This window comes from Glycomyces algeriensis (assembly GCF_027622855.1).
Lineage (GTDB): Bacteria > Actinomycetota > Actinomycetes > Mycobacteriales > Micromonosporaceae > Glycomyces > Glycomyces algeriensis.
In genome coordinates this window covers 20,069-33,388 of the sequence record NZ_JAPZVR010000023.1, presented here as the reverse complement: position 1 = coordinate 33,388, position 13,320 = coordinate 20,069, and the positions used below count along the sequence as shown (strand labels likewise).

At 72.0% G+C, this 13,320-nt stretch carries 11 protein-coding genes; 4 read left to right on the top strand and 7 right to left on the bottom strand.

Annotated elements, in window-relative coordinates:
- Positions 1 to 9: 9 nt before the first annotated feature.
- The 5 genes from O2L52_RS23855 to O2L52_RS23835 all read right to left on the bottom strand — a co-directional run bounded on the left by O2L52_RS23855 (position 10) and on the right by O2L52_RS23835 (position 5,457).
- The gene (locus tag O2L52_RS23855) at positions 10 to 1,158 is read right to left on the bottom strand and encodes a class I SAM-dependent methyltransferase (RefSeq protein ID WP_270118698.1); all 1,149 of its coding nucleotides are present in this window, start codon (positions 1,156 to 1,158) and stop codon (positions 10 to 12) included.
- Positions 1,159 to 1,397: 239 nt separating this feature from the next.
- Positions 1,398 to 2,036, bottom strand: coding sequence for a class I SAM-dependent methyltransferase (locus O2L52_RS23850; protein ID WP_270118696.1), 639 nt, complete (start codon positions 2,034 to 2,036; stop codon positions 1,398 to 1,400).
- 102 nt (positions 2,037 to 2,138) lie between these two features.
- Positions 2,139 to 2,327: a hypothetical protein gene (locus O2L52_RS23845; RefSeq protein WP_270118694.1), complete on the bottom strand. Its 189-nt coding sequence runs from the start codon at positions 2,325 to 2,327 to the stop codon at positions 2,139 to 2,141.
- 61 nt (positions 2,328 to 2,388) lie between these two features.
- Positions 2,389 to 4,305, bottom strand: coding sequence for a hypothetical protein (locus O2L52_RS23840; protein ID WP_270118692.1), 1,917 nt, complete (start codon positions 4,303 to 4,305; stop codon positions 2,389 to 2,391).
- A 159-nt stretch (positions 4,306 to 4,464) separates the two neighbouring features.
- A complete protein-coding gene (locus O2L52_RS23835) occupies positions 4,465 to 5,457 on the bottom strand; it encodes a sulfite exporter TauE/SafE family protein (protein WP_270118690.1) in 993 nt (330 codons plus the stop codon).
- 233 nt (positions 5,458 to 5,690) lie between these two features.
- Here O2L52_RS23835 and O2L52_RS23830 point away from each other — a divergent pair, with 233 nt between their 5' ends.
- From O2L52_RS23830 to O2L52_RS23820, 3 genes are all read left to right on the top strand, one after another.
- Positions 5,691 to 6,191: a DUF1269 domain-containing protein gene (locus O2L52_RS23830; RefSeq protein ID WP_270118688.1), complete on the top strand. Its 501-nt coding sequence runs from the start codon at positions 5,691 to 5,693 to the stop codon at positions 6,189 to 6,191.
- Positions 6,192 to 6,300: 109 nt separating this feature from the next.
- Complete coding sequence (locus O2L52_RS23825; protein WP_270118686.1) at positions 6,301 to 7,473, top strand: PP2C family protein-serine/threonine phosphatase; 1,173 nt, start codon at positions 6,301 to 6,303, stop codon at positions 7,471 to 7,473.
- Between the two features lie 49 nt (positions 7,474 to 7,522).
- Positions 7,523 to 8,479 carry a DUF4232 domain-containing protein gene (locus O2L52_RS23820; protein WP_270118685.1) on the top strand — a complete coding sequence of 319 codons (957 nt, stop codon included), beginning with the start codon at positions 7,523 to 7,525 and terminating at the stop codon, positions 8,477 to 8,479.
- A gap of 174 nt (positions 8,480 to 8,653) precedes the next feature.
- Here O2L52_RS23820 and O2L52_RS23815 read toward each other — a convergent pair whose 3' ends face one another.
- Both O2L52_RS23815 and O2L52_RS23810 read right to left on the bottom strand, forming a co-directional pair.
- Positions 8,654 to 9,430: a hypothetical protein gene (locus tag O2L52_RS23815; protein ID WP_270118683.1), complete on the bottom strand. Its 777-nt coding sequence runs from the start codon at positions 9,428 to 9,430 to the stop codon at positions 8,654 to 8,656.
- A 138-nt stretch (positions 9,431 to 9,568) separates the two neighbouring features.
- On the bottom strand, positions 9,569 to 11,158 hold the full coding sequence (locus tag O2L52_RS23810) for a cation:proton antiporter (RefSeq protein WP_270118681.1): 1,590 nt from the start codon (positions 11,156 to 11,158) through the stop codon (positions 9,569 to 9,571).
- A 110-nt stretch (positions 11,159 to 11,268) separates the two neighbouring features.
- Between O2L52_RS23810 and O2L52_RS23805 the strand changes: the two genes are divergently transcribed.
- Positions 11,269 to 13,317: an MDR family MFS transporter gene (locus tag O2L52_RS23805; protein WP_270118677.1), complete on the top strand. Its 2,049-nt coding sequence runs from the start codon at positions 11,269 to 11,271 to the stop codon at positions 13,315 to 13,317.
- Positions 13,318 to 13,320: the final 3 nt, after the last annotated feature.

Below are 13,320 nucleotides of genomic sequence, written 5' to 3'. Positions count from 1 at the left end.
CCATGGGGCTCAAGCGGTTTCGGGCCGCAGGCGCCAGAGCGAGGTCACTTCCCGGCGGCGGGCGTCGGCGAGGAGGTCGGGGTCGCGTTCGGGTCCGGGGTGGGTCGGGCGGGTCTCCAGGCGTCCGGCGACGGTGAGGCCCGCGCTCGCGATGGCGTCGAGGAGGTCGGTGCGGGTGCGCAGGCCGAGGTGCTCGGCGAGGTCGGAGAGGACGAGCCAGCCCTCGCCGCCGGGCCGGAGGTGCTCGGTGAGGCCGGTGAGGAAGCCGTTGAGCATCGCGGCGTCGGGGTCGTAGACGCCGCCTTCGACGGCGGAGACGGGCCGGCCGGGGAGCCACGGCGGGTTGCACACGACGAGGTCGGCGCGGCCGTCCGGGTAGAGGCCGGTGGTGGTCGCTGCGATGCGGTCGGCGAGGCCGAGCCGTTCGGCGTTGTCGCGGGCGCAGGCGAGCGCGCGCGGGTTGACGTCGGTGGCCTCGACCCGGTCGAAGCCGCGGCGGGCCAGGACCGCGGCGAGCACGCCCGTCCCGGTCCCGAGGTCGAAGGCAACGCGGTCGTAGGCGATGCCGTCGAAGGCGGTGTCGGTCCGGTCGGGCAGCGGCGCGTTCGCCACGAGGTCGATGTACTCGCCCCGGATCGGTGAGAACACGCCGTAGTGCGGGTGGACGCTGGCGTCGAGCGCGGGGATGTGGACGCCCTTCTCGCGCCACTGGTGGGCGCTGAGCACGCCCTGCAGTTCGGTGAACGCGACGGCGACCGGCCCGGTGGACGGGCCGTACGCCTCGGTGCAGGCCTGGCGCACGTCGGGCGCGCGGTGCAGGTCCAGGTCGTAGCCGTCCCCGAGCACGACGATGAGCCGCCCCAGGACCCTCGCGCGGTGGCCGCGGTACTGGCGGTGGCGGTAGAAGGTCTGGGCGGGCGTCCCCTGCGAACCGCGCGGTTCGCGGATGCGGCGGTCCATGGCGCGCAGCAGCTGCCGGGCGTTGTGGAAGTCGCCGCGCCAGAGCAGGGCCGTGCCTTTGGCGGCGAGCCGGTACGCGGTGTCGGCCTTCATGCGGTCGTCAGCGACGTGGACCTCGGCCGGCGGCGGCGTGGCGTTCTCGGAATGCCAGGCGGCGGTGCGGGTCTCGTCGGCTTCGGTCCAGCTGATGGCGGACATGGGTCTCCCGGTGATCGAAGGTGCGCGGGCGGCATTCCGATCGAGGGCGCGTCCCTGGGGGCGGCCGGGGCCTGGCGGAGCGGCTACCCCTCCCGCGTTGAAATGCGGGGGTCTGCCGACCTGCGCCATGGGCGTCGCACCGATTTCCGCCAGAGTCTTCCACAGGGCCCGGTGCGCCGGGTTTGCGGGCGGCGCCGGCCAGGTGCGGGCTCACCGAGCACGGGAACGGCCCTGAGCCGCTAGGCGGGTTTGCGGGCCGAGCCGACGAGGTGGGTGCTCTTGGAGACCGGGAACGGCAGGAACGCGAACCGCTCCTCGCTCATCCCGGCGGTGTCGAACCCGGCCGCGCGGATCGCGCCCAGCGTGTCGCGGGAGAGGTGGCAGCCGCCGTTCAGGTGCGTCCAGAGCACGGCGTCGAGGACCTTCTCGGCCGCATGCCGGGCGCGGCCGGGCGAGCCGACGTGCTCGAAGCCCCAGAGCTGCCCGCCGGGCTTGAGGACCCGGGCGATCTCGGCCAGCGCGTCCGCCTGGCTGTCGACCGAGCAGAGGACGGCGGTGGCGACGACGGCGTCGAACGAGCCGGTCTCGACGGGGAGGGCTTCGGCGGTGCCTTCGATGATCGCGGCCTTGAGCCCGAGTTCGTCGGCGCGGGCGCGGGCGAGGTCGCGGAAGTGCTCCTCGGGTTCGACGGCGACCAGTTCGGTCACCGTATCGGGGTAGTGCGGGAAGTTGGCGCCGAAGCCGGGGCCGATCTCGAGGACGCGGCCTTCGAGCGGGGCGAGGAGTCGGGCGCGCTGCGCGGCGAGGCCGCGCTCCTCGAGGCGGGCGGCGGCGTCGGGGTACCAGCGGGCGAACAGGGGGCGCTTGCGGCGTGCCATGGGGTGTCCTCTCATCCGGGAGCGTGCCGTAGGGCGCTCCCCGGTGCTGAGCCTAGTCAAGGGGTGCTCAGCGGTGGGGCCAACCGGTTCCAGGGGCCCGGGTCATTCCTCGTCGCGGGAGGAGCGGGCCATGACGGCGAAGCCGATGACGATGGCGGCCAGCAGGATCACGGCGACGAGCAGGGTGTCGACCGCGAACAGGGTGTTGAAGAGCTGGGCGATGACGGGGGCGAGCATGGCGAGCAGGGCCGCCAGTGCGATCCATTTCGCGTTGCGACGCATGAAGTCCATCGAGGCTCCTCCCGGGGTTCGCCCCGAGCCTACGTGAGGGCCCGGGGCGAATCCGGACGCGTCAGTTGGTCCGCGTGTTGGGCAGGTGGTCGCCGAGGTAGCCGATCCACACCTTGCCGGTGGCGCCGCCGGCGTCGTCGAGGAAGTGCATGCGGGGCGCGGGCGAGCCGACCTGCTGGAGCTTGATGTGGGAGGGCATGTAGACGCGGCCTGACGGGTCGATCTCGGTGGGGACGCGGAAGACCCTGGCCCGGTGGTACTTCGGGTTGCCCGAGACCGAGTCGGACTCCTTCATGGACACCATGGTGGGGGTGATGGCGGGCGCTCCGGGGAGCGGGCGGGCGCACCAGTCGTAGAAGCCGCCGGTGAAGCGGGCGTCGGCGCGGGCGGCGGCGTAGGCGTCGAGGGCGCGCAGGGCGTCCCAGGTGCGGCCGGTCCAGCGGCGGCGCTGGCGCGGGTACATGACGTCGAGTTTGGACACCTCGGTGTCGAGGGAGTCGGGGAGGTCGAGGTGGCGCAGCTGCTTGCGGGCGCGCTGGACCACTTCCATGAGGCTCTCGGCCTCCCAGCAGTCGTCCCGGTCGGCGTCGGTCTGGACGCCGTAGACGGGGTCGGCGTGCTCGGCGAGGCGGCTCTCGAGCCAGCGGATGCGGTCCTGGGCCTTGCGTTCGCATTCCTGGAGTTCGGTGTAGTCGAGTTCGAGCTGGTCGTACTGGCGGCGGAGGCGTTCGAGCTCCTGGCCGGGCGCGCGGACGGCGAGGAGCCCGGTGGACTCGACGGCGCGGGTGAGGGCGTCGAGGTGGGCGGCCATGGTCTTGATGAGGGCGGTGGTCTCGGTGTCGCCGCCGCGGGCCATGTCGACGAGGGCGTCGAGGACGCTCTCGTCGAGGCGGTCGGCGAGCTTCGCGGCGATGTCGTCGGCGAGTCCGGCCGCGGGCTCGGGTTCGGGTACTGGGTCGGGTTCGACGCCCGGTTCGGGCGCGGTCGTCAGTTCGGGCTGCGGGTCCGGGGGTGCCGGTGGTTCGGGCTGCGCCGGTGGTTCGGGTTGGAGTGTCTGCGGTTCTGAGGGCGCGGCGGGTCTGGGGATGCGGGGGCCGCGCGGGACGGCTATCGCGGCGGGGGTGGGCGGGGCGGCGTGGAGTTCGCCCGGCGGCAGCGCCCCGGCGAGCACGCGGGCGATCCGCGGCTCGGTCTGGCGCACGTCCGCGGGCACCGCCCGGTGGACGGAGAGTTCGACGACGCCTTTGACGACCACTTCGAGTGAGCGCACGCCCTGGTCGCGTATCGCGCCGCCGCCGCGCGGCTGGTGGCGCATCGCGTAGGTCTCCTCCCCCGGGCGCACGCCGGGCAGATAGGTGCGCAGGCCGCCGCCGAAGACGCTGAGGTCGCCGCCGAGCCAGGCGTTGAGGTCGTCCTGGGTGCGGGCGTCGTAGAGGCGGGCGACGAGGGCGACGCCCGCGAGGGTCTCGGCGAGGTGGTCGGCGCAGGCGGCGACGAGGTTCGGGTCGCTGCGGTCGACGGTGAGGACGATGACGGGGACGCCCCGGTCGGGGCGGGCGAGCCAGCCGGTGAGCTCCTTGACCTCTTCGGGGCCGATGAGGTGCGGGCCGGCCTCGACGGGCACGGCGCCGTCGGTGGCGCGGCCGGTGGCAAGGAACGCGGGCATGAAGCCCGGGGCGGTCACCGCGGCCTGGTCGAGGTCGCCTTCGACGGTGACGCGGACCCAGCCGGGCGCGCCCTTGCGCCCGGCGGCCCAGGTCGCGGTGGTGCGGAGCCGGCCGTCGCCGGTCGGGACGTCGTGGAGGTAGCGGCCGCACAGGTCGTTGTCGGCGAGGGCGGTGCGGGAGCGGCCGCGGGCGTGCTCGAGGGCCGGGCCCCCGTCGTCCTCGACACCGGCCCAGGCGGCGAAGCACCGCCGCAGCCGCGGCCCCAGCCGGGGCCCTCCGTCCCGGAGCAAAGCTTGGTAGAACTGCGTCATTGCGCCTCCAACGGTCCAGCTCACGGCCACGTTGAGGCAACATGCTACTTGAAGTTCACCTTCGCGTCGTCCCCCAAATCCAATAGGGACGGTTGCGTGAGACCGGTGGGAACGCGAACGGCCCGCACCGTGAGCGGTGCGGGCCGGAAGCAGTGCGGTTCAGGAGGTCTCGGCGGCGGGCGCTTCCGCACTGACGGGCACCTGGGCGCCGGCTCCCCCGGACTTGTCGCCTTCGGGGTTGTCGGCACTGGGGTTGTTGGCCTTGTCGAGGACGGGTCCGCCCACGTCGCGCTCGGCGAGGTGGCGGCGCACCGAGTACCAGACGGCAGCGATCCAGACCGCGGCGATGGCGATGTAGACGGCGGTCGCGACCCCGGCGGGAGCGGCGACCCAGTCGCTGCGCAGCAGCGTGCGGGTGTTGGTCAGGATGATGACGCCGCCCACTGCCGAGCCGAGCACGCGCGGCGGGATGTGGCGGACCAGCCAGGCCGCGATCGGCGCCGCGATGAGGCCGCCGGCCAGGAGCACGCCGACCCACGCGAAGTTGATGCCCGCGCTGCCGATGCCGATGATGAAGCCGGCCGAGGCGGCCAGCGCGACGAGGAACTCGGAGGTGTCGATGGAGCCGATGACCTTGCGCGGTTCGATGCGGCCGCTGGCGAGCAGGGCGGGCGTGCCGACCGGGCCCCAGCCGCCGCCGCCGGTCGCGTCGAGGAAGCCGCCGACGAGGCCGAGCGGGGTCAGGAACCGCTTGCGCAGGGGCTTGCCGAGGTTCTTGCGGTCGAGCCCGCGCACGGTGAAGCGGATGAGCAGGTACAGGCCGAGGGAGAGCAGGATGATCGACATGACCGGGGCGGCGATCTCGGTCGAGAGCCACGACAGGAACGTGGCGCCCGCGAAGGCGCCGACGGCGCCGGGGATGCCGATCTTGAGGACGACCTTCCAGTCGACGTTGCCGAAGCGCCAGTGCGAGGCGCCGGAGGCGAGGGTCGTGCCGATCTCGGCGAGGTGGACGGTGGCCGAGGCCGAGGCGGGGTTGGCGCCGATGGCGAGGAGCAGTGTGGTCGAGGTGACGCCGTAGGCCATGCCGAGGCTGCCGTCCACGAGCTGAGCGGCGAGGCCTACGAGGCCGAGCAAGACGAGGGAGCGCACTGAGGGAGCCTTCCGAGTGATGACCGGAACGATTTCTCTACCAAATCTATGGGAAATATAGATTGAACGGCCGGGGACCGTCAACCGGTGTTCCCGCCAGGCGGGAATGCCGCGCCCGGCACCCCTCGCACCCACCAGGAACAGGGTTTGCGTGCGTTTCCCGGCGAAGACCTGCAAAGGCGGACACAATCGGGCGAGACGCCGCCGAAGGCGGCCCGCAGAGAGGAAGACGCATGAGCAAACTCATCGCCGTGGCCTACCCGGACGTGCCCACCGCGCAGACGGTCCTCGGCAAACTCGCCGACATGCAGAAGCGCGAGCTCATCAAGCTCGACGACGCGGTCGTGGTCGAGCGGCGGGACGACGGCAAGGTCAAGCTCCACCAGTCGACCTCGCTGGTCGGCATCAGCGCCACCGGCGGTGCGCTGTGGGGCGGGCTCATCGGCCTGCTGTTCCTCGCGCCGCTGCTCGGCATGGCCGTGGGCGCGGCCGCGGGGGCCGCGGGCGGGGCCATGTCCGACGTCGGCGTGGACGACACGTTCATGAAGAACCTCGGCAAGGAGCTCAGCCCCGGCGGTGCCGCGCTCGTGCTCCTCGTCCGCTCCATGACCGAGGACAAGGTCCTCGAGGAGCTCCACGGCCAGTACCAGGGCAAGCTCCTCCAGACGAACCTCTCGTCCGAAGAGGAGACCCGCCTGCGCGAGCACATCGAGGCCGCCCAAGCGCGCACCTGATCGGAAGGCGCAGAGCGGACGGGAGCGGCCCTCGTCCGCTTTCGCCGTCTCCGGGCCCGTTTTCGCTGTTCAAGAGGCGGGTCGGCGGTGGGCCGCTTACGCTCTCCCCGTGAAGAGGACCAAGCCCGCCGGCGCCGACATGCAGGGGTACTTCAGGTCCTATGTGCAGCCCAAGAACATCCTGAGCCGCATGGCCGCCGGGCAGTCCGGCTCGGTCCTGGTCCTGCGCCTCATGCCGTACATCCTCATCGCCGTGACCTTCCCCATCGCGTTCATCGACGACACCGCGGCCGAGTACGCCGACTTCACCGTGGTCCTCCTGCCCGCCTTCACCGCGCTCGTCAACGGGCCCATCGCGACCGCCGCGTCGACGCTCCTCGTCGTCGCCGTCATCAGCGCCGGGGAGGACGCGCTCGGGCTGCTCCCCTACCCCGAGTCGAGCTGGTCGGACGTGCCGCCGGTCGCCATCGTCGGCATCCTGTGCACCGCGCTCGCGTGGGTCAGGAACCGCATGGTCGTGCGCCTCCTCGAGATGACGCTCGTGGCCGAGGCCGTCCAGACCGCGATCCTGCCCGAACTGCCCGCGCACGTGGGCGGCGCGCGCGTCGCCGTCGCCTACCGGACCCACAAGGGCAGCCCCGGGCTCGTCGGCGGCGACTTCTACGAAGTGCTGGAGACCGACCTCGGCCTCCGCGCGGTCGTCGGCGACGTCCAGGGCCACGGCCTCACCACCGTCCACCTCACCGAAGCGCTCCTGGGCACCTTCCGGGAGCGCTCGCTGGACGACCCCGACCTCTACACGCTCGCCGCGCGCATGGAGCGCCGCGTCCGCATGCACAACCGCGGCCGGGGCGAATGGGAGCAGTCGTTCGCCACCGCCGTGTTCGTGGAGATCACGCCCCGGTTCGACACCATCAGGGTCGTCCTGTGCGGCCACCCCGCGCCGCTCCTGGTGCGCGGCTCGGCGCAGCCGCTGTCCGCGCGGCCCATGCCGCCGCTCGGCCTGGCCGACTTCGCGCTCCAGCGCACCCAGGTCCGCGAGGCCACGCTCATGCCCGGCGACCTGATCGTGATGTTCTCCGACGGGTTCATCGAGGGCCGCAACGCCGCCGGGGAGACCTTCCCGGTGATCGAGCGCATCAACGCGCACATCTCCTCCGGCATCCGCGATCCCGACCGCCTCCACCGCAAGCTCAAGGCCGACTTCCAGGGCGGCGGGTACAAGCGCACCGACGACCTCACGGTCCTCATCATCCAAGCGCCCGGTGCAACCTCGCGGTAGGGCCGTCGCGTTAGGTGAGCGGAACCCCGGACCGACCGAAGGACACCGCATGCCACGCATCTCCCGGCCCCTTGCGCTCATCGCCGCCGTCCTCGCACTGGCGGCTGCCGGGTGCGGCGCCGACGCCGGCGGCGATGCCGGCGGTGAGGCCGTTGCGGCGACCTCCACCGAGTGCGACGAGCACGGCATCCAGATGTCGCTCACCCCGACCGCGAAGGCCGGCGACCGCACGTTCATGGCGATCGGCCTGGTCAACTGCGGCGAGACCCCGCTGCTGCTCGACAGCATGCCGCAGGTCGGCGTCTTCGGCGGGAACGTCGTGGCGCCGCGCGACCACAACGCCGCCGAGTCCATCACCGTGGACCCCGGGCAGGGCGCGATCGCACCGCTCTCATGGGAGGTCGCGACCCGCACCGGCGACGTGCTCGAAGTGGACCGGTTCCTCATCAACGCCCTGCCGGTGACCGCCGGGTACGAACTGGACCTCGCCGAGCCGGTCGAGCTCAACGCCGACCACGAGCTCGACCTCGGCGCCTGGCAGCTCACGGGCGTGCCGGCGGCGGAAGTCGACCCGGTTGAGCCGGCCACCGACCGGCCTGAGGAGCCGCAGTGCCCCGAAGGAGGCTTCCATGTCACCGTCACCCAGGGCGACGCGGCCATGGGCCTGCGCACCAGCGGCATCGAGCTGGTCAACTGCGGCACCGAGGACATCGCGATCGACGGCTACCCGGTGATCGAGATCCCCGGCGTCGAGATCGCGGTCCGGCAAGGCTCGGACACGCTCCAGGACCCCGGACCGACGTCCATCACCCTCGCCCCCGGAGCGTCGGTGAGCGCGGGCATGCTCTGGACCAACAGGGTCGAGAGCGGCGACGCCGTCAACGCCACCGAGATCAACGTCGGCTACGCCGAGGGGTCGCCCCTGGAGACCGTCACCCCCGAGGCCCCCATCGACCTCGGGACCACGCGTGAAATCGAAGTCACCGCCTGGAGCCCGGCGGATTAGCGGCCGCGGAGCGATCACCCAGGGTCGCACGAAGAGCGGCCCGCGCCCTTTTCCTATAGGAAATATCCTATAGGGCTGAGCCCTATTCGATCTGCCAGCCGAGGTTTCGCACCCGCCCTGAACGACAGCGGCGGCGGCGCATCAGCGCCACCGCCGTTCACTTCGAGGAGGGCGCTACTCGGCGCCTTCCTCATGACTCGGTACGAAGTACGAGCGGGAAGGCGCCACTGCCGGAGTACCGACCGGCAGGTCCACGGTCACCGCCTCGCCGTTCGAGAAGACGAACGTGACCTCGACGGTCTGGCCCATCGACACCTCCTCCTTCAGCCCGTCCAGAAGCAGGAAGGAGCCCCTGGTGGGCGCCAGGCGCACGAACGAGTCCGGCGCGATCTCGATCGTGAAGTCGCGCTCCCCCGCCAGCTCCGGAGCGGCCTCCTCGCCCTCAGGCGAAGCGGACGCCGAAGCGTCGGCGGTCGGCGAGGCGTCCTCGCCCCCCGGCGTCGCCGAGGCATCTGCCGAGGGTGTCTCGGAGGCGTCGGCCGAAGGCGTCTCGGACGCATCGGCATCGGGCGTCGCCGACGCGTCAGGGGCCGGGGTCGACTCGCCTTCCGCGGGCGTCTCGGCGACGGCGTCGGAAGCGAGGACCACGGCCTCGGCGTCCGGGCTCGTCACCGCTTCGAGGGTCACCGGCTCGTCGCCCTGGTTGTCGATCCAGATCCGCAGCGGGGCCTGCCCGCCGGCGGGGTAGAAGCCCCGCTCGCCGAAGTCCACCTGCATGTCGCGCAGGGCCAGCGTGCCGGCGTCCACGTCGACACCCGAAATCGCCGGCGCGTCCTCACTGGTCTGCGCACTCCGGCTCGCTCCGCAACCGGCCACGGCCATCGCCACTATCGCCAGGGCTGCGGCCCAGCGGACCCCGGCCGCCCCCGCGCTCGCTTCTCGTCTCTCCACAAGCGCCACCTTAAGGGCGCGAAGGCGCCGCGCCCGGCCGCGACATACCGGGCACCGCGTTCTCGCTTCCCGAAGCACCTCAGGTGCCACGTGACATATCACATGCCACATGGCACACCGCCGCAACGAATGCGGCAGTCAGGTGGCGCGGCGGCGGCTCACCGCCCGGTGGTCGAGGGCGGCGAGCACGCGGTCGACGAGGACCGGGTCGTGCCCCGGCGAGGAACGCAGCTGCAGCACCCGCGCCGTGGCGGCGGACAGCATCTCGCCCTCGATGCGCTGCAACGTGTCGAACCGCTCGGCGAGCCGCTCGGTCTCAGGGTCCTCGCGGTCCTCCACCATCGCGGTGATCTGCGCGGCCCGGTGTTCGAACCGCCGCTCCATCGCCGCCGCGACCTCGTCGTCCACATCGTTGTGCTCCCGGCGCAACTCCCGCAGCCGCTCCGTCGCCGCCTCGCCCGCCTCCCGCATGAGCGACCGCAGCGCGGCGGTCTCCTTCTCCTCGTCGGCCCGCACACCGAGGAACGCGATCAGGCCCGGCAGGGTCAGGCCCTGCGCGACGAGCGTGGCGAGCACGACCACCACGGACAGGAACTGGATCTGCTCGCGCCCGGGGAACGGCGAACCTTCCGCCGTGAACTCCGGGATCGCCAGCGCGGTCACGACCGTGACGACGCCGCGCATCCCGGCCCAGGCGGTCACCACGGCCAGGCGAGGCTGGTTCCCCAGGCTCGTCCAGCCGATGCCCTTGCGGCCCAGGACGATCGCCATGGCGAGCCAGAGGGCGCGGACCGCGATCACCGCGCCCGCCACCGCCAGGCCCTTCCACAGCAGTTCGCTCACGCCGGGGCCGATGGCGTCGATGATGTCGATGAGCTCCATGCCGACCAGGCCGAAGGTGAGGGCGATGAGGCCGGTCTCCAGGACGTCCCACACCGAGCCCTGGACGAGCCGGCCTTCGAAGTCGTCCGGGTCGTTCGACCTGGCGACGAGGTAGAACGCGGCGCAGATGACGGCGAGGACCCCGGAGGCCTTCAGGGCGTCGGCGAGCAGGTAGGCGATGTAGGGGGCGGTGAGGCCGAGGGCGGTGCGGACCCGGCTGTCGGCTACGAGGGACCCGAGTTTGACGAGGCACCAGCCGACGCCCAGGCCGATCACGGCGGCGGCGACCGCCGAGTAGGCGAACAGGCCGGCCGTCCACAATGCTGAGACCGAGCCGGTGACGACGCCGATGACGGCGACGTTGTAGAGGGTGAGGGCGGTGACGTCGTTGAACAGTCCCTCGCCTTCGAGGATGGTGACGAGCCGGCGGGGCAGGCCGAGCCGGTCGGCGACGGCGGTGACGGCCGCGGCGTCGGGCGGGGCGCAGATCGCGCCGAGCACGATCGCGGCGCTGACCGGCAGGACCGGGCTGATAGTGGCGGCCAGGGCGGCGACGGCCGCGGTCGTGATGAAGACGAGGAGCACCGCGAGGAAGAGGATCGGCCGCCAGTTCGCGGCGAAGTGGCGCCACGAGGACTTGCGGGCGGCGGCCCACAGGATGGGCGGCAGCAGGATCGGGAGGAGGTGCTCGGGGTCGAGGTCGAGGGCGGGCATGCCGGGGACGAGGCCGAGGGCGAGTCCGTAGAGGCAGATGAGGACCGGGGCGGGGATGCGCATCCATTCGGCGGCGGCCGTCAGGAGGAGCCCGCCGACGGCGAGTGCGAACAGGATCGCGACCAGTTCCATGCCACCTCCGACGTGGGGACCCTCGATGCCCGGGCACACCTTACGCCCGTCCGGTCGGGATCGGGCGCAGTCGGCCATGGCGGCGCCGGTTTGCGGCTATCGTGCCGGTTATGGCCACTGTCGACACTCCTGAGCGCGCGGACCCCGCGGAACCGGCGCCGCCGGTGCTGGGCAAGTCCCGGCGCAACCTCGTGTTCGCCACCATCATGCTCGGCATGCTCATGGCGGCGCTGGACCAGACGATCGTCTCCACGGCCCTGCCGACGATCGTGGCCGACCTCGGCAGCCCCGGCCACATGGCGTGGGTGGTCACGTCCTACCTGCTCGCCGAGGCGATCGCGGCGGCCGTGGTCGGCAAGTTCGGCGACATGTTCGGACGCAAGGCGATCTTCCAGATCAGCGCGGTCGTGTTCGTGGGCGGCTCGGCTCTGGCGGGGTTCAGCGACGGCATGGTCTTCCTGATCGTGTCCCGCGCGGTCCAGGGCCTGGGCGCGGGCGGCCTGATGGTGACGGCGATGGCGCTCATCGCGGACGTCATCCCGCTCCGCGACCGCGGCAAGTACCAGGGCGCCATGGGCGCGGTGTTCGGTGTGACCACTGTGCTCGGTCCGACCCTCGGCGGCCTGTTCACCGACCACCTGTCGTGGCGGTGGTGCTTCTACGTGAACCTGCCTATCGCGGTGGTCATGATCGCGATGGCGGCCGCCACGATCCCGCGGGTGCGGTCGGTCGTCAAGCCCGTGATCGACTACCTGGGCCTGATCCTCGTCGCGGTCGGCACGACGCTCCTGATCCTGGCGCTGGAGTGGGGCGGCGACGAGTACGCGTGGGACTCCGGGGTGATCCTGGGGATGTTCGCCGGCGCGGGCGTGGCGATCCTCCTGTTCATCGTGGTCGAGCGCCGCGCGGCCGAGCCGATCCTCCCCATGGCGCTCTTCGCGAACCCGGTGTTCACCGTCTCCTCGATCCTGAGCTTCATCGTGGGGTTCGCGATGCTCGGGGCGATGACCTTCCTGCCGACCTACCTGCAGTACGTGGACGGCACCTCGGCCACGGTCTCCGGGTACCGCACGCTGCCGATGGTCGCGGGCATGATGGTCTGCTCGATCCTGTCGGGCTCGGTGGTGAGCAGGACCGGCCGGTACAAGATCTTCCCGATCCTCGGCACGTTCATCATGGGCGTCGGGCTCTACCTCATGTCGACCATGGGCACGGACACGAGCATCTGGCTGGAGTCGCTGTACATGCTCGTGTTCGGCAGCGGCCTCGGCCTGGCGATGCAGGTGCTGACGATCGCGGTGCAGAACACCGTCCCGTACGCGCAGATGGGCGCGGCCACCTCGGGCGTGACGTTCTTCCGGACCATCGGCTCCACGTTCGGCACCGCGATCTTCGGGACCCTCTTCACCAACCACAGCACGCCGCTGCTGGCGGCGGCCTACGCGGAGTCGGGAGTGGACCCCGCCGTGGCCGCGAGCCCGGCCGCGCTGCACGAGCTGCCGGATGCGGTGATCGCGCCGATCATCCAGGCCTACGCCGACTCGATCGACTTCGTGTTCTTCTGGACCGTGCCGGTGGCCGCGGTCGGGTTCGTCGTCGCCTGGTTCCTCGTCGAGCGGCCCCTGCACGACGCGACGCGCGGACGCGCCGCCGACATGGGCGAGGGCTTCGGCGCCCCCGACCCGGCACCCTCGGAGGAGCGGCTGGCGCGCATGATCGCCGACGTCATGCAGCGCGAGCGCGAGACGGTCTTCACCGAGGTGTACAAGGCGACCGACACGCTGCTCGACCGCGCGGACGCATGGGCGATGCGCCAGGTCTACGTGCTCGAACGCGCCGGCGAGGGCGCCAGCGTCCGCAAGATCGCCGCCGCCCACCGCGTGCCGCCGGAGGTGCTCATGCCGGTGTTCACGCAGGCGGTCCGCTCCGGACTGCTCGCCGTCGACACTGGACGACTGCACCTGACGCCGCTGGGCCGGGCCGAGTTCGAGCGCTTCATCGCCGTCTGGCGGCGCTGGCTCGACGCGCACCTGGACGACTGGGACCTCGCCGACCCCGAGGACCGCAAGGTGTTCGACAAGGCCGTCACCCGCATCGCGCGCGCGATCACCACCGAGGAGTCGCAGGACTGGAACGAGCCGGCGGCGCTCCGATCCTGACAG